This window comes from Halorientalis persicus, from assembly GCF_900110215.1.
GTDB classification, from domain to species: Archaea; Halobacteriota; Halobacteria; order Halobacteriales; family Haloarculaceae; genus Halorientalis; species Halorientalis persica.
This window is the reverse complement of sequence record NZ_FOCX01000015.1, coordinates 73,718-88,384: the sequence shown is the minus strand read 5'-3', so window position 1 is coordinate 88,384 and position 14,667 is coordinate 73,718. Positions and strand designations below refer to the sequence as shown.

At 64.3% G+C, this 14,667-nt stretch carries 17 protein-coding genes and 1 pseudogene; 7 read left to right on the top strand and 11 right to left on the bottom strand.

The window, feature by feature from the left end; translation table 11 throughout:
- Together BMX17_RS15695 and BMX17_RS15690 are read left to right on the top strand one after the other, a co-directional pair.
- Positions 1-318 (top strand): annotated as a pseudogene (locus tag BMX17_RS15695) (IS6 family transposase); the annotation flags it as partial.
- Between the two features lie 56 nt (positions 319-374).
- Positions 375-1,934: a hypothetical protein gene (locus BMX17_RS15690; protein ID WP_092661783.1), complete on the top strand. Its 1,560-nt coding sequence runs from the start codon at positions 375-377 to the stop codon at positions 1,932-1,934.
- A 106-nt stretch (positions 1,935-2,040) separates the two neighbouring features.
- Here BMX17_RS15690 and BMX17_RS15685 read toward each other — a convergent pair whose 3' ends face one another.
- The 4 genes from BMX17_RS15685 to tpiA form a co-directional block, all read right to left on the bottom strand.
- The gene (locus BMX17_RS15685; RefSeq protein WP_092661781.1) at positions 2,041-3,357 is read right to left on the bottom strand and encodes a hypothetical protein; all 1,317 of its coding nucleotides are present in this window, start codon (positions 3,355-3,357) and stop codon (positions 2,041-2,043) included.
- A gap of 53 nt (positions 3,358-3,410) precedes the next feature.
- Positions 3,411-3,686: a hypothetical protein gene (locus BMX17_RS15680; RefSeq protein ID WP_092661779.1), complete on the bottom strand. Its 276-nt coding sequence runs from the start codon at positions 3,684-3,686 to the stop codon at positions 3,411-3,413.
- A gap of 46 nt (positions 3,687-3,732) precedes the next feature.
- The gene (locus BMX17_RS15675; RefSeq protein WP_092661777.1) at positions 3,733-4,830 is read right to left on the bottom strand and encodes a hypothetical protein; all 1,098 of its coding nucleotides are present in this window, start codon (positions 4,828-4,830) and stop codon (positions 3,733-3,735) included.
- Between the two features lie 121 nt (positions 4,831-4,951).
- Positions 4,952-5,599, bottom strand: coding sequence for a triose-phosphate isomerase (gene tpiA / locus BMX17_RS15670; protein ID WP_092661775.1), 648 nt, complete (start codon positions 5,597-5,599; stop codon positions 4,952-4,954).
- A gap of 93 nt (positions 5,600-5,692) precedes the next feature.
- Here tpiA and BMX17_RS15665 point away from each other — a divergent pair, with 93 nt between their 5' ends.
- Entirely contained in the window at positions 5,693-6,268 is a 576-nt protein-coding gene (locus BMX17_RS15665) for a response regulator (protein WP_244515024.1), read from the top strand.
- Here BMX17_RS15665 and BMX17_RS15660 read toward each other — a convergent pair.
- The 4 genes from BMX17_RS15660 to hisC form a co-directional block, all read right to left on the bottom strand.
- Positions 6,265-6,822: a multiprotein bridging factor aMBF1 gene (locus tag BMX17_RS15660; RefSeq protein WP_092661771.1), complete on the bottom strand. Its 558-nt coding sequence runs from the start codon at positions 6,820-6,822 to the stop codon at positions 6,265-6,267. The genes BMX17_RS15665 and BMX17_RS15660 overlap by 4 nt on opposite strands.
- Positions 6,823-6,888: 66 nt before the next feature.
- Positions 6,889-7,515: a CDP-alcohol phosphatidyltransferase family protein gene (locus BMX17_RS15655; RefSeq protein ID WP_092661769.1), complete on the bottom strand. Its 627-nt coding sequence runs from the start codon at positions 7,513-7,515 to the stop codon at positions 6,889-6,891.
- Positions 7,512-8,018, bottom strand: coding sequence for an adenylate kinase family protein (locus BMX17_RS15650; RefSeq protein WP_092661767.1), 507 nt, complete (start codon positions 8,016-8,018; stop codon positions 7,512-7,514). The genes BMX17_RS15655 and BMX17_RS15650 overlap by 4 nt, the downstream gene beginning before the upstream one ends.
- Complete coding sequence (gene hisC, locus BMX17_RS15645) at positions 8,015-9,133, bottom strand: histidinol-phosphate transaminase (protein ID WP_092661765.1); 1,119 nt, start codon at positions 9,131-9,133, stop codon at positions 8,015-8,017. The genes BMX17_RS15650 and hisC overlap by 4 nt, the downstream gene beginning before the upstream one ends.
- A 93-nt stretch (positions 9,134-9,226) precedes the next feature.
- Between hisC and BMX17_RS15640 the strand changes: the two genes are divergently transcribed.
- On the top strand, positions 9,227-9,682 hold the full coding sequence (locus BMX17_RS15640) for a transporter (protein WP_092661763.1): 456 nt from the start codon (positions 9,227-9,229) through the stop codon (positions 9,680-9,682).
- A 288-nt stretch (positions 9,683-9,970) separates the two neighbouring features.
- On the opposite strand, the gene BMX17_RS15630 is transcribed toward BMX17_RS15640, so the two are convergent.
- Positions 9,971-11,599, bottom strand: coding sequence for a GMC family oxidoreductase (locus tag BMX17_RS15630; RefSeq protein ID WP_092661759.1), 1,629 nt, complete (start codon positions 11,597-11,599; stop codon positions 9,971-9,973).
- Positions 11,600-11,696: 97 nt separating this feature from the next.
- Positions 11,697-12,470: a fumarylacetoacetate hydrolase family protein gene (locus BMX17_RS15625; RefSeq protein WP_092661757.1), complete on the bottom strand. Its 774-nt coding sequence runs from the start codon at positions 12,468-12,470 to the stop codon at positions 11,697-11,699.
- 62 nt (positions 12,471-12,532) lie between these two features.
- Between BMX17_RS15625 and BMX17_RS15620 the strand changes: the two genes are divergently transcribed.
- The 3 genes from BMX17_RS15620 to BMX17_RS15610 all read left to right on the top strand — a co-directional run bounded on the left by BMX17_RS15620 (position 12,533) and on the right by BMX17_RS15610 (position 14,359).
- Positions 12,533-12,769: a hypothetical protein gene (locus BMX17_RS15620; RefSeq protein WP_139203547.1), complete on the top strand. Its 237-nt coding sequence runs from the start codon at positions 12,533-12,535 to the stop codon at positions 12,767-12,769.
- 62 nt (positions 12,770-12,831) lie between these two features.
- Positions 12,832-13,560: a metal-dependent hydrolase gene (locus BMX17_RS15615; RefSeq protein WP_092661753.1), complete on the top strand. Its 729-nt coding sequence runs from the start codon at positions 12,832-12,834 to the stop codon at positions 13,558-13,560.
- 328 nt (positions 13,561-13,888) lie between these two features.
- Positions 13,889-14,359, top strand: coding sequence for a DUF5799 family protein (locus BMX17_RS15610; RefSeq protein ID WP_092661793.1), 471 nt, complete (start codon positions 13,889-13,891; stop codon positions 14,357-14,359).
- On the opposite strand, the gene BMX17_RS26210 is transcribed toward BMX17_RS15610, so the two are convergent.
- Positions 14,353-14,505 carry a DUF7557 family protein gene (locus tag BMX17_RS26210; protein WP_170845434.1) on the bottom strand — a complete coding sequence of 51 codons (153 nt, stop codon included), beginning with the start codon at positions 14,503-14,505 and terminating at the stop codon, positions 14,353-14,355. The genes BMX17_RS15610 and BMX17_RS26210 overlap by 7 nt on opposite strands.
- Positions 14,506-14,667 lie beyond the last annotated feature (162 nt).

The following is a 14,667-nucleotide window of genomic DNA, read 5'->3' as shown; positions in this document are numbered from 1 at the left end:
GAATTACTCCATACAAAGCTTGAACCGACGAGAACGAACGTTATTGCTCGCACATTCTTTGCCGAACTCCGCGAGAAACACGACGTTGACGATGCGGTGTTTCTCGTCGATGGTGCAGCACCGCTGAAAGACGCCTGCCAGCGACACGGCCTCGATTTCAGATACAAACGCCACGGAAATCGGAACAGTGTCGAACGTGTCTTTCGTGAGGTAAAACGCCGTACCTCTTCGTTCTCAAACTGTTTCAGCAACGCCCAGCGAGACACAGCTGACGACTGGCTCCAATCGTTCGCCTTCGCATGGAATCAGCTAATCTGAACACTACCCGGTAAACAGTGCGAATATATAACACTCAGTATTGACTATTCGAAGCTATGTCGGGGGGCAAGGGGGAGAAATTCGTAGACAGACGTACAGCATTGTTAACTATCGGCAGCGTTGGAGGGCTGGCCGCAACTGGTGGCAGTGGCGTCGCGAAAGCAATAGGTGGTCACAGAGTCAGTTCTCAAGAACGAACAGCTACACCACCGTTTCCTTCTACCACCAGACTGGCTCCAGACCTGATCATCTCACAGGACCCAACCGATTTCGAAGAGTTGTCTCGCGATGGTCGGGGAAAACGCACAGTTTTCGACAGGCGCAAGGGGAAATGGACGACGATCGATGCGTATCTGTTTACCGCACGATACGAAGACAGTGACGACGTCATCCCGACTGGATTCACCAATCGTATCGAATTTCAGGCAAATCCAGAATTTGGATATCGCGGATCGTGGCAAGAGGCGTTCAACTACGCTCGGGAGATCGGTCGGTTGCCAAGAGCACTGCAAACTGGTTTAGACACCGTCGTACTCCATCGCGGTGATAAATCATTTGGAGGGAAAGATGGGAATATCCTAATTCATACCGACAAGGCAGAAAAACTCGATGAATCGGGATATTTGCAGGAAACGCTCCTGCACGAGGGGACACATGCATCACTCGATGGGGAACATACCACCAGCAGTGGCTGGAAATCCGCACAAAAATCGGATCCCACGTTTATCACCAGCTACGCGGAGCGAAACCCAGCGCGTGAGGATCTGGCGGCAAGCTTCGTGGCCTGGATAGCGGTACGTCATCTCGACGGGCGGGTTCCGCGCGAGGATATTGAAACGATCAAAGAGACCATCCCAAACCGCCTGCGCTATCTAGACAGACAGAATTTCAGCATGGCGCCGCTTGTGCGCAGGATTTCAGATCCGATTACCGAACCACCATTCACGCTCGTGTACCGGATTTCGCAGGATGCCATTACCGCCGAGGATAGCACCATCAAACAATGGTCGTTCTCCGGCCGTTCCAGGCGTAATGTGTATGACGCTCGTGAGGGGCAGTATACCTCAATCAAGCCGTATTTGTTCGAGGCACAGTACCCCAGCGGGCGTCGCATCGAGTTTCAGGTGAATCCGGAGTACGAATTCGAGAGAGCGAAACGGGCAGTGGAGAAATACGCCGACGCCATCGGTAGTTTACCGTGGATACTGATCGGTGAAATCGATGATGTGGCCATCCATCTGGGGAAAAAAGCACCGCGCTTCCGCGATGGCAGCCTTATCGTTCACGCTAATCGGGCATTTGCTCTTTTGAAAAACGACGTACTGGAAGAGATTTTTGTGCGGCTAGCAACCAAACCGCTGCACGAGAGGTACGCGCAGTCGCCTGAGTGGACGAGTGCGAAGGACCGAGATGGAGCCTTCGTTAGCGACTTTGCGACACGGAGTCACGAGACAGACTTCGGTGAAAGCTTTCTGGCCTGGATGCTAGCCCGCTACCTGCCGGATCGTATCAGAGGATCCCGGAAGAGTACGGTCACAGACACGATACCGAACCGTATTCGTTTCTTTGACGATCAGGACTTCGGGATGTGGCCTTATAACGAGTTCACAAACTGAGCGCTCGTTATCCTGGTACAGCGGAGAATCCGCTCTTCTCGTAACTGCCACCCGTGATTACGCTGCGTGGATCGAGTCGACGACGGTGATCTGTGATCGGCACGACTCACGCCACGACCGCTTCGAGACAGTCGAGATAGCGGTCGGTGAAGGCCGCGGCGGCGTCGGCGTCGAACTCGCTGCGCCAGTAGCGACCGGTGACGTGGACGGTCCCGTCGACGGTCGCGACGCCGATACCGACCGGGGCCAGCCTGAAAGACGGCGGCGAGAACCAGAACGTCGGGTCGTCTTCGGGGGCGAATCCCGGAGCCGGGGCGGGAATCCGGCCGAGATTCGACAGCACCGCAGTGTCGACGAACCGACGACCCAGTCCGTTCAGCAGTTCGGGGACCCACTCTTTCAGGCCGACGGGCGTCCTGGTCGGGAGGAGTTTGAGCACTTCGTGGGGGATCGTCGCCCGGTCGCGGTCTTTGATCCGGCCCGTCTGCTCGACGACTGTCTGCAGGGTCGTCCGTGGATGCCGTCGGTCGCGTCGTCGGGTGCTGATGCTGCCGATGGCGGTGAACATCCCGACCACGTCGTAGAACCACTCCCGGGGGCGCAGGTTCAGCGGCATCATCACGCTGATCCGTCCTGCTGGCTCCCCGTGTTCACGGTTCCAGGCGTGGATACAGTGGTGAAGCGCCGCCAGCATGATGTCGTTGACCGTCGCCTCCGCCGGAGGCGCTTCCAGCACTCGTTCGGTCAGATCGTCGTCGAGCCGTCGTCGTTCGAACAGCCACCCCTCGGTCTCGTCGCCGCCGTTTTCGGCGATCCGGGCCGGTTCTCTGAGCGCGGTCCCGAGGGAGCCGAGTGCATCGCCCAGGAGGGCGAGAGCGGTCCGCGGACTCGGCGGACTGTCGTCGCCCATCACGGTTCGGGCCGTCGAGAGGGAAACCGGTTCGGCGTCGAGGTCATCACCCCTGTAGGCACGGCACAGCGAGCGAACGAATTGCGCGCCACCGACACCGTCGGCGGCGACGTGGTTCGAACAGATGTGCACACGGTCACCGTCGTCGTGCCCCTCACCGCGGTCGACGAGCACCCTGAACGGCAACTCTTCGACGGGATCGAACCGCGAACGGTAGAACGCCGAGATGTCACTCGCCGTCAGGCCGTCGGCCACGGTGACGGTTTCCGGTGGGAGGTCCGCGATGGCGTCGGGAATGGCCCAGTGACAGCGAACGTCCGTCTCGTCGTGCGGTTGCTTGCGAGCCCGCGCGAGCGGGTGGACGTTACAGGCTGCGATGACGGCCGCCCGGAGCCGGTCGGCGTCGATCCGCGTCGCCGTCTCGACCTCGAACTGGACGTTCCATGGCCCGTGCATACGCTCGATGTAGAAGATCGCTTCTTCCAGCGGCGTGAACGGAACCGTCTCGGTCATCGGTGGCACGTCACTGTCTCTCTTATGGCCCGGATCCTGATTTACTTGCGGCTTCATCCACCGGACGTCGGACCGTCACTCGTCGGTTCGACCACGAGCGAGACGAGCGGCCCCCACACGCCGACCGTGGGAATCCGGACCAACTGGATACCCACGAGCGTGAACACGCCCGCGACGACCAAGCCGGTCAGCACCGTCACCGACAGGTAATCATAGACCGTCGGATCCGCCGCTGCCGTCCCTGTCTGTTCGCGTTCTCCAGCACGTTCCGACGGACCGTGTACCCCCCGCTTCGATCCGAGCCGTCGCTCACGCTTTCGGACTCTCACAGCGGTGGGGAAAGTGGTTTTGAATCGAACGATTCGATACGAGACGTTATGCCGAGGCGAATCGAGCGTCCCAGATGTAGTACCCTTCGGTGATCGCCCGTGCGAGTTCCGTGATGTCGCCGTCGATGCGGACACCGCGCCCGTCCGTTCGCACTGCTGTATAGTCGACCGTTGCGGCGTTCCAGAACAGTTCCACGTCGCTCCCCTTTGCTATGAGATCCCCGTCGTCTGTGACCTCGAACTGGTCGCGAGCCTCGGTTGCAGTGGCCTCGTCCTCGAACGTGTAGAGTCCCACCTTCCGTTCGGCCTCGAAGTCGATGGCGACGGACTTCGACACCGCATCGACCCACGCGTCCTCTTCGAACTGGTAGGTGTGGAGCATATCCATCTCCGAGAGTCGGCTGACGGGGTGGTCACCGAGGTCGACCGAGGAGCCGGCGCGCTCGACGGCGCCGGTCAGGTGGCCGTAGTTTTTCTCCCCGGGGTCGTCGACCAGACTCCCGATCTGATTGACCAACACACCGTCCTCCAGCGCGTAGGTACTGCTGACGAACTGCTCGGATTCGTTGTAGGTATTGAGCGTTTTCGTGACCGAGACGGAATCGACCTGCTTGAACTTCCGCCCGTGATTCGACATATACTCTTTGAGCTCCGCTTTGGTGTCCGAATCGGGCAACTCGTACACGGTGAGGTGTTTCTGGGATTCTTTGTCGTCCCCCGCTTGGATCGTCATCGAGGCCATCGCGGGGATCCCCTTACTGTGGTGCCAGGACTCGCCCTCCTGCTCGACGACGAAGGGGCTTCCGCCGGCGATCACGTCTCTGGGCACCAGCGGGTAGCTGGACCGGTCCTCGGGCTGTGGCGCGGGTTGGCCGTACCACTCGGCGAACGCCGGCCACGTAACATCGTCCATTTCGCCGATGGCGCTGTAGATACTGCTGAAGTCGGCATAGCCGGACGCGACCGCCTGATCCATACTCGGTGTGATCCATGGGGCCGGTTGCAGCGAGACATCCCGCTTTTCGTCGTCCAGAATCCCGAGACCGAGACAGCCCGCGAGACCGACGGCCGCTGCCGCACTACCCAGCCCCTGTACCGCGCGCCGCCGGGAGAGGCCCCGGCGGCCAGGTACGTCATCGCCCATATGAAATCGAGACGACACGCGCTACAGAAAAGGGTTCGTGATCGCTCGAGCCACCGCGAGACACGTGAGCCCGTCTCCGAGGATTCCCACCGAAGCCCAGAAGCGCCGCGCCGCCGGACTCTCAGGCGACCGGTTCGACGAGGTCTTCTAGCGCCGCCTTCGGATCGTCGGCCTTCGCGACACCGCTTGCGAGCAGAACGCCCTCTGCCCCGAGGTCTTTCGCGGACGCGAGGTCTTCGCCGGTCGAGATGCCAGCTCCACAGAGTACGTCCACAGAGGCATCCACCGCCGCGGCGGCGTCCACGGCGTCCCGGACGATGTCGGGGTCGGCTTTGCTGACTGGTGTGCCAGTGCCGATGAGTTCGGGCGGTTCGACGGCGACGGCGTCGGGGCCCAGCGCCGCGGCGGCGGCGATCTGGTCGGGGTTGTTGGCACAGACGATGGTCTCGAAGTCGGCGCGTTCCGCCGCGGTGAGGCTCGCGTCGATGTCGGCGAGTTTCAGCCGGTTTTCGGAGTGGTTCAGCAGTGTGCCGACCGCGCCCGTACTGGCGGCGGCTTCTGCGAGCGTCGAGCCGGTGTGACTGCCGTGGTCGACGGGGCTGACGTGCTGAGCCCAGGTCTCGACGCCGGTGTCGGCCACGGCCGAGAGGTGTGCGGCCTGCGGTGCGATGGCGATGCGGACGCCCGTGGCCTCGCTGACCTCGTGGGCCGCGGTCGCGACCGCGACGGGGTCACACGGGTACGCCTTCAGGTTGACGAGGACGAACATACCGAGGGGGCGACCGCGGCGGGCATAAAGGGTGGGAGTTCGGCACGGTGAGTCGGAGGCCCGTTTTAAGACGGCGCGGGCAGAACAGTGTCAGTGATAGTCGTGTCATCGGCAACTTCGGAGGCGACGGTGCTGGTCGCGGAGGACGAACAGCACCTCGCAGATCTCTACACCGACTACCTGGCCGAACACTACGACGTGGTGACGGCCTACGGCGGCGAAGCGGCGGTCGAAATCCTCCACGACGAGACCCGTAGCGTCGACGTGGCGCTACTTGACCGCCGGATGCCGGATCTCTCGGGCGACAAGGTACTCGCGGACATCAACGAGAACGGCTGTGACTGCCGGGTCGCGATGGTGACCGCCGTCAACCCCGGCTTCGACATCATCGACATGGGCTGTGACGACTACCTCGTCAAGCCAGTCTCCCGGGAGGACCTGCTCGACGTGGTCCAGCGCCTGCTCAAACTCTCGGAGTACAGCGAGAAACACCAGCAACTCACCTCCAAGAAGCTGAAACGCAACGTCCTCAAAGTCGAAAAGAGCGCCGCAGAACTGGAGCGCAGCAACCGCTTCGAGCGGTTGACCGGCGAGATAGAGGGGCTCGAAGCCGAGCTAGACGAGATCGGCGAGGACCTCTCGATCGAAGACGTCCAGCGTCACATCTAGGAGTCTTTTCGCTGTACCACGTCGCCCAGGGTGTACTCGCCGTCACTGGAGCCGCCGCTCCACTCCGTGTCGTCGGCGCTCCCGCCACCCTCGGTCAGCACGATGTCGAGTTCACTTTCGAGTTTCTGCTGCACCGAGTCGCTCGGGAGGGTGTCGCCGCGTTCGAGTTTGCGGATGAGGCTGGCCTTCTCGTTGAGCTGGTTGGCCAGTTCCTCCTGGTTCATCCCGGCTTGCTCCCGGGCCTGCCGGATGCGCTGGTCGTAGTCCTGGGCCACTTCGTCCATCTCGTCGAACATATCGCGGCGGCGACCGCCACCGCCGCCACCCGACGAGGCGCTCGTCCCGGAACTCGATCCACCGCTGGAGCCCGAACTGTCCGAGCCCGAGCCGGAGGAACTGCTCGTCGAGTACTTCGTGGACGAGCTGGAACTGCTCTGGGTACGGACCTCGGTGCCGAAATCGGCACAGTCGTCGCACACGTCGAGTTCCGCGCCCTCGACTTTCACCGTGTTCGGCGAGGCCGTATCGGCTCCGCACATCTCACACTGGACCATGAGGGACTCTTCGCCGTGCCCGTGTATAAATCGTACGCCAGGCGATACAGCCGTCGAGACCGGGCGTCAGGACAGCGCCCGGAACGCGCCGACGAACCGCTGGAGCGCAGTGAAGTGACCGACGACGGCGAAGGCCACGAGCAGCCAGCCGACCGCCGTCAATCCGTACAGTTCTGCCGGAATGACGAACGAGTAGAGGCCGATCACGCCGATCAGCGCGAGCCGGTCGGCCCGGCCGAGCAGACCGCCGTAGACCCGATCCAGGCCGACTGCCTGGGACTGCGTGCCGAGATAGGAGGTCATCAACACGCCGGTGACCGCAACCAGCCCGACCGGGTAGCGGTCGATACCCGCCGCCAGCCCGACGATCATCACGATGTCGGCGTAGCGGTCGAGGACGTGATCCAGCAGGTCGCCGGCCCGCGAGTCCGTCCCCAGCTGCCGGGCCAGCGCGCCGTCGAGCAGGTCCAGCCAGCCGTTCAGGAAGACCAACAGCGCGCCGACGAGGTACCAGAGCGGGTCGCCCGTGCCCGCTCGACCGCCGCCGCCGAGGTAGAACGCTCCGCCAGCACCGGCCGCCAGCACGAAGGCGACGACGCTCACGACGTTGGGCGTCACGCCCAGTCGGGACGACGCGCTCACGAACGGCGTCAGCGCGCGGTCGGCCAGCGGCCTGAGTCTGTCCAGGGTCATAGATACTCGATGAACGAGACGGTGCCGGCGCTGGGCTCGCGCTCGCCGTCGATCACGCGCTCGATCTCGCGGGCGACCGCCTCGGGATCCCGGTCGGTCGCGTCGATCTCGTAGACCGATTCCTCGCCGTGGCGGTCGACCGCTTCCGCCAGGATCACGTCCAGCGCTTCACTCTCGGCGTTCTCCTCGGCCTTCGCCTGCGGTTCCCCGCGCTCTTCCAGACGCCGTTCGAGTTCCTCAGGGTGACACCGCAGGACGACCACGCGGTCCACGTCGAGTTGGTGGGCCAGATGCGAGTCCAGCAAGAGGTCGTCGCGGTCGCCGAGCCAGTCGGCCACGGCGTCCAGATCGGCCACGAGACTGTCGCGGTCCTCGTCCCGACCCGTCGCGAGTTCTTCCTCCCGGATGACCTCGTTCAGGTGGACCGGTTCGAGGTCGGACGCGACCAGTTCCGTGGCGGTGGTCTTGCCCGTGCCGGGCGTGCCGGTGACCGCGACTCTCACGCGTCGATCACCTCGTTCAACACGTCGACGGCCTGCTTCATTTGCTCTTCCGTGCCGCAGGTGATCCGCACGCAGTCGGGCAGGCCGAAGCTCGTACAGTCCCGAACGATGATCCCCTCGCGCTGAGCGGCGTCGGTCACGGCTTCGCCGCTCGCGGTCTGGGACCGCTCGCCAGAGGGGCTGCGTCCCTCGCTATCCCCCACTTGCGCGAGCACGAAGTTCCCGTGGCTCTCCCAGGTTCGGGCGTCGAGGTTGTCGTAGAGGTACTCGCGGGCGGTCTCGACCATCTCCACGGTCTTCTCGATGTGCGCGTCGTCGTCGAGCGCCGCCAGCCCGGCCCTGCAGGTCAGTTCGCCGGTGTCGAAGGGCGTGTGAATCCGGGCGTACGCGTCGGCCCAGTCCTCGGGGACCAGCCCGTAACCCAGTCGCATCCCGGCCAGTCCGTAGGCCTTCGAGAACGTCCGGAGGACGGCCACGTCGTCGCGCTCGCGGACGAGGTCGACCGCACTCTCGATGTCCGCGAACTCGCCGTAGGCCTCGTCGACCAGCACGAGCGTCTCCTCGTCGGTCGCCTCGGCCAGCCGTTCCACCTCGTCCAGTGGCATGATCGAGCCCGTCGGGTTGTGCGGGCTCGTGACGGCGACGATCCGCTCGCCGTCGTACGCATCGAGGACCGTGTCGGCCGTCTGTGCGAAGTCGTCGGCCTTCGAGAGCCGGTACTCCTCGACCTCGCCGTGGTGATAGCGGGCGCTCATGGCGTAGTACGCAAAGCCTGGACGGGGTACCAGCACGCGCTCGCCCGGGCGCAGGAGTGCCCGCGAGAGGCAATCGAGGACACCGTCCCCGCCGTTGGCCAGCCAGACCTGTTCGGGTTCGAGGCCCCAGTCGTCGGCCAGTCGCTCGATCAGGTCGGTGTGGGAGGTCTTGGGGTACTGATGTACCGAGTCGGCGTGGTCCCGTATCGCGGCGGCGGCTTTCGGACTGGGACCCAGCACGTTCTCGTTCGAGGAGAGTTTGACCAAGTCGTCGGGATCGAGTCCCAGATCCCGGGCGACCTCTTCGATTCCCCGTCCCGCCCGGTAGACGGAGTGGTCCGACAGGTCCCGTGGTTTCATGTACGGGGGAAGCGGACCGCGATTCTTAAGCCTGCTTGAACGAGGCGGTCGGAACTCACCAGTTTCAAGAGGTGATGCCCCCAGCACTCGGGTATGGCGTCTATCGACCTGACAATCGGGTACGTACTCCACATGCTGTTTGCCGGCCTCTGGACCGGTAGCGTCCTGTTCATGACCTACGGCGTCCTCCCGGTCGCCCGGGACGGGAGCATCGACACCGACCCCTTCGCCGACATCACGAGCCGCCTGCTCACGCTCTCGCGAGCCTGCGCGGCACTCCTGTTCCTGACCGGCGGCCACCTCGCGGGCAACCTCTACACCGTCGAGCGCCTCACCGGCTCGACCCGTGGCTACCTCGTCATCGCCATGATCGTCCTCTGGCTGGCGCTCGCGGGCCTCGTCGAGGTCGGCACCAGCAAGATCAGCGACGGGCTCGCGGAACGGAAGCTCCGCGAACCCGCCAACAACGCCCGGCCGTTCTTCCTCGCCGGTTCCGTGGCCGCGCTCGGCCTGCTCGTGGTCGCCGGCCTGCTCCTGGGCGGGGTCTGATCGGCCACAGTCCTATCTCAGAGCACTCTTTTCCCCCAGAGCAGAGTGACGACTACACAGATCAAGAGCCCAGTGACGGTGAGAAACATTCGACCGAACAGAATCGGACTCCCGAAACTCTCTGGCTGTGAGGCAGACGTAGATTCGAGATACGTCGGAAACGGGCCAAAAAATGGGAGCGTCGCCAGGGCGACTCCAATCGCGAACGAGAGCAGGAGAACCCGATTCGACGGCATCTGCTCGACGTTCTGAACGATACGGTAAACATCTTGTGTCGGCGACAGAAGATCACAACCGCTCGTCGACGTGATCCGCACACTTCAGTGACAGCGCCGCGATCGTGAGGGTGGGGTTCAGCGCCCCGGGCGTGACGAACACGCTACTTGAGGCCACCGAGAGGTTGGGCACGTCGTGGGTCCGTAGCTGCGGGTTCACCACGCTCTCGGCGGGGTCGGTCCCCATCCGGGTCGTGCCCATGTGGTGGAAGGCCGGCCCGGTGTTCTCGGGGCCGACGGTCCAGCCGATGTCGACGCCCAGTTCCTCCAGGATCGCGTGCTGGATCTCGTTGGCTCGCCGGATCGTCCGCTCGGTCCGGGCGTCTAGCGACCACGTGATGTCGGGCACGGGGTTGCCGTGATCGTCGGTCCGGGACGTGTCGAGCGTGATCCGGTTTTCCTTCCTGGGCAACTGCCCGACCAGCCCGCCCATGGCGATGTTGTTGCCGTACGCGCCCTGTAGCGTGTCCAGCAGGTCGTCGCCGAACTCCTCGGCCCCGAGCGCCATCTCGACGGGGGAGGGACCGGCGTAGTTCAGAAACTCCAGTTTCATCGGCCCGAGGTCGGCGTCGCTCGCCGGAATTCCGCCCTCGGTCCCCTCCGTGGCCCGTCCCGGTTCGTCGTAGAACTGGTGGCACTCGCTGGTGATGAACCCGACGTGGTTCTGGCGCGTCCGCTCGTCGAGCAGGCCGCCGGCCCCACAGAAGAGGTGTTCGGTGAAGTACCGGCCGACGAGCCCGGAACTGTTGGCCAGCCCGTCCGGATGGTCCGCCGAGCGCGACATGAGCAACAGTCTGGGGATCTCGACGCCGCCACAGGCAACGACGAACTCCCGTGCAGTCTGGCGGTGGGTCTCACCGTCGGGCGTGGCGTAGCGGGCGGCCGCGACTCGCCCCGAGTCGTCGGTTTCGAGTTCCTGGACCGGCGCGCGGTCGATCACCCGGGCACCCGCGTCCTCCGCCTTCCGGACGTGGACATCCGCGCTGTACTTCGCGCCGGAGGGACAGACCGGCTTGCAGGTCCCGTAGCCGACGCAGGCGCTCCGGTCGTCGTAGCCCTCGGAGTTGCGGGCGTTGGGAACCGAGTGCATGACGACGCCCAGTCGCTCGCAGGCCTCGGCGAACAGCGAGTCGCTGTAGGACGGCTCGAACGCGGGAAGCGGGTGGGGTTCGTCCCGCGGCGGCGCGAACGGGTTGTCCGAGGCCCCCGCGACGCCCAGTTCCGTTTCCGCCGTGGCGTAGTAGGGTTTCAGGTCGTCGTAGCCGATGGGCCAGTCGGCGGCGACGCCGTCCCGCGTCCGGCGCTCGAAGTCGGCCTCGTGGTGGCGCATCACCATCCCCTGCCAGTGCAGCGTCGAGCCGCCGATCCCCTTGACGCGAGCGCTGTTCAACGGATAGAACTCCTCGCCGCTGCTGGCGTAGGCGTCGCGCTCACCACCCATGTCCCACACCGACGTATCGGAGTGGGCCGGCCTGATGGCCCGCTCCATCCGGTCGAGCCGGGACTCGAAGTCGAACCGCGGCCCGGCCTCCAGCACGACGACCTCGTGACCTCGCTCGGCGAGCCGGTGTGCAGCGAGCGCGCCAGCCGGCCCTGCCCCGACGACGCACACGTCGACCCGCTCGCTCGGCCGTCGATCCATCTCGACGAGGATTAGGTTAGCCTAAACTTATGGCTTCTGGTGTCGGGCGACGGACAGCGGCGGCTGGGAGGCGTGGAGAGAACCGAGAAAACGCGACTCAGGGGATATGAACGGTGTTGCGCAGGGTGCCGACGCCTTCGATCGCGACTTCGACTTCGTCGCCGTCGGCCAGCGGGCCGACGCCGGCAGGGGTCCCCGTCGAGATCACGTCACCCGGTTCCAGGGTCATGTAGGTCGTGATCTCCTCGATCAGTTCCGGGACGGAGAAGATGAACTGGTCGCGCGAGGACTGCTGTTTGACTTCGCCGTTGACGCGGCACTCGATGGTCGCGTCTTCCGGGACGTGTTCCGGGGTCGCGACGAGCGGGCCGATCGGGGCGGCGTCGTCGAAAGCCTTCCCGCGGACCCAGTTCTGTTCGACTTCCTGGTCGTCCCGGTTCGAGAGGTCGTTGAGACAGGTAAAGCCGGAGACGTAATCCATGGCTTCGTCGGCGCTGGCGCCTTTACAGCGTTCGCCGATGACGACGGCCAGTTCGGCCTCGTGGTCGATGCGTGCCTTGTTCGCCGGGAGCGTGACTTCCTTGTTGTGGCTGGTGACCGTGTTGGGCGGTTTGAGAAAGAGCAGCGGGCGATCCGGGACTTCCTTGTCCTGCTCGGCGGCGTGATCGGCGTAGTTGAGGCCGACACAGACGATCTTGGTGGGCTCACAGGGCGGGAGGATCTCGACCTCGTCGGGGGCGAACTTCTCGTCGCCAAACGAGATGCGTCCGTACGGTCCGGCCGCGGCCGTCACCAGCTCTTCCCCGTTCTCGACGGTCCAGCGACCCCCACGCACGTTGCCCGCGGAATCCCGGAAGCGCACGCGTTTCATGTCCCGCGAATCGGAGCGCCGCCTGATAAGCGTTTACAAGCACTCATCTCTTACAGCGACACGTGTCCCGAGTGGCCTGCTGCCTGCTTGTGATTCTCGCCGTCGCGTCACTACTCACAGCGACGGCGGCCGCGACACCGACCGTCGCGACCGATGGCCAGCCCCCGGGGAACGCGACGGAGACGGCGTCGGTAGACCGAACGGTGATCGCTTCGGACGGTACGTTCGGCGGTTTCACCGTCGGCGCGGCGATCCTGGCGGTCGTGGTCGCGGGTTCGTATCGGTATCTCCGGGGTTGAGGCGGTCGACTCTGCAGGCTCCTGTACCGTTAAGTGGGCTTCGGCCAAACCAACCGAGCGCAATGGAACTCACCTGGCACGGTCACGCGACCTGGAGTGTCTCGGTCGGTGACACAGACATCCTGATCGATCCGTTCTTCGACAATCCCAAGACGGACGCCGAAGCCGCCGACTTCGACCCGGACGTGGTTCTCGTGACCCACGGCCACGACGACCACGTCGCCGACGTGGGCGCGTTCACCGACGCGACGCTCGCCGGCACGCCCGAAGTCGTCGGTCACCTCTCGGGAGAACACGACTTCGCCGAGGACGACGTGGTCGGGTTCAACCTCGGGGGGACCGTCGAGTTCGGCGACGCCTACGTGACGATGCACCGGGCCGATCACACGAACGGCATGGGTGAGGGCTTCGTCGCCCCGAGCGGCGGCAACTGTGCCGGCTACATCATCAGCGACACGGTGCCGACGCAGGTCGAAGACGAGGACTCGACCACGTTCTACCACGCCGGCGACACCGGTCTGATGACCGAGATGCGCGAGGTCATCGGCCCGTACCTCGAACCCGACGCCGCGGCCCTGCCGGTCGGCGACCACTTCACCATGGGCCCGATGCAGGCCGCCGTCGCCGCCGACTGGCTCGACGTGGATCACGCCTTCCCGATGCACTACGACACGTTCCCGCCGATCGAGATCGACACCGATCGGTTCGTCGACGAAGTGGCAGCCACCGGCAGTGACGCCGAGGTCCACGTCCTCGACGGCGACGAGTCGGTCGATCTGGACGCCCTCTGACCACGGACACCGCTTTTTTCGCGCAGCGATCGGCTTGCCAACCTATCCCATTGTAATAAACGACCGTCCATAACCGGCGACACTATCAGTGGGGATGGGCGGATTGAATTAGTTGCTACTTCGGTCGAGGGGTGGGACCAGCGGCCGAGGGGGCACCGTGTTACAGGCTTCGGCCTGTCGGACGACGCATCATGGGTGGGGACCCAGTTGCCACGTGGGGGTGGCACCGACACGCATCGTCCGCCGCGGACACCGTTTCTTCGCGACCGCACGCCAGAACGGCGTGGCCGTGACAACGCTCAAGCCGTTCGGCCGTCACATTCGGGACATGGAACACTGGACCGACCGGATCGTCGGCGACCGGATGACGGTCGACCAGCAGTTCACCGACCGCGTCGAGTCGTCGCCGTTCTCCCGCCAGCAGTGGGGACTGGTCATGACCGCCATCGAATTCGAGATCGAACACCCGACCGACGACGAGGCGGCACGTCTCGTCGCCGACACGTCCGCACTCCCGTCGGTCATGCCGGAACTCGATTCGATGGACGAGCACCCGATGGCCGGACCGGGTGGCTCCGACAGTCCCGGTGGTCGCGACGGGAGCGGCGATAGCGTTCTCGGTGGGATCAAAGACGCCCTCGGACTGGGTGGCGACGGCGACGATGCCGATCTCGACGAAGAGCGACTGGCGGCGGCCGAACGGCTGGCAGACGAGTACGCCGCGGAGTTACAGGCACACCTCGAAGAGACCGACAGGTGGAGTACTGTCCGGGCCGCCGCCGCCGAGTCGGATCAGTAGTCCTCGTCGCTGCCCCGGAACAACGTCAACTCTTCGGCCTGGTAGATGTTGATGAGTTCGTTGATGACCTCGTCGTAACTCTCGTCGTCGACCCGGAGACCGTCAAGCCGCTCGATCGTCTCCTCGTCGAGATCCACGTTTGGCATACACCGTCACCGACCGCGCCTACGCAGTTAAATTCCACGTCGGGGCGACACTCACCTCGATCTCTCGGTTCTCGGTTCTCGTCCCGACGCTCCACATCCGCTCGGGACCTGCGTGTAGAACGGTAGCGGCCAATATACGGCATCGATACGATCTGGTCTCAC

Coding starts and splice junctions, on each gene's coding strand:
- BMX17_RS15660 (WP_092661771.1), bottom strand. CDS start 6,822: ATGGTCCAGTGTGAGATGTGCGGAGCCGATACGGCCTCGCCGAACACG.
- BMX17_RS15640 (WP_092661763.1), top strand. CDS start 9,227: ATGGCGTCTATCGACCTGACAATCGGGTACGTACTCCACATGCTGTTT.
- BMX17_RS15630 (WP_092661759.1), bottom strand. CDS start 11,599: ATGGATCGACGGCCGAGCGAGCGGGTCGACGTGTGCGTCGTCGGGGCA.
- hisC (WP_092661765.1), bottom strand. CDS start 9,133: ATGAAACCACGGGACCTGTCGGACCACTCCGTCTACCGGGCGGGACGG.
- BMX17_RS15625 (WP_092661757.1), bottom strand. CDS start 12,470: ATGAAACGCGTGCGCTTCCGGGATTCCGCGGGCAACGTGCGTGGGGGT.
- BMX17_RS15690 (WP_092661783.1), top strand. CDS start 375: ATGTCGGGGGGCAAGGGGGAGAAATTCGTAGACAGACGTACAGCATTG.
- BMX17_RS15655 (WP_092661769.1), bottom strand. CDS start 7,515: ATGACCCTGGACAGACTCAGGCCGCTGGCCGACCGCGCGCTGACGCCG.
- tpiA (WP_092661775.1), bottom strand. CDS start 5,599: ATGTTCGTCCTCGTCAACCTGAAGGCGTACCCGTGTGACCCCGTCGCG.
- BMX17_RS15615 (WP_092661753.1), top strand. CDS start 12,832: ATGGAACTCACCTGGCACGGTCACGCGACCTGGAGTGTCTCGGTCGGT.
- BMX17_RS15610 (WP_092661793.1), top strand. CDS start 13,889: ATGGAACACTGGACCGACCGGATCGTCGGCGACCGGATGACGGTCGAC.
- BMX17_RS15685 (WP_092661781.1), bottom strand. CDS start 3,357: ATGACCGAGACGGTTCCGTTCACGCCGCTGGAAGAAGCGATCTTCTAC.
- BMX17_RS26210 (WP_170845434.1), bottom strand. CDS start 14,505: ATGCCAAACGTGGATCTCGACGAGGAGACGATCGAGCGGCTTGACGGT.
- BMX17_RS15675 (WP_092661777.1), bottom strand. CDS start 4,830: ATGGGCGATGACGTACCTGGCCGCCGGGGCCTCTCCCGGCGGCGCGCG.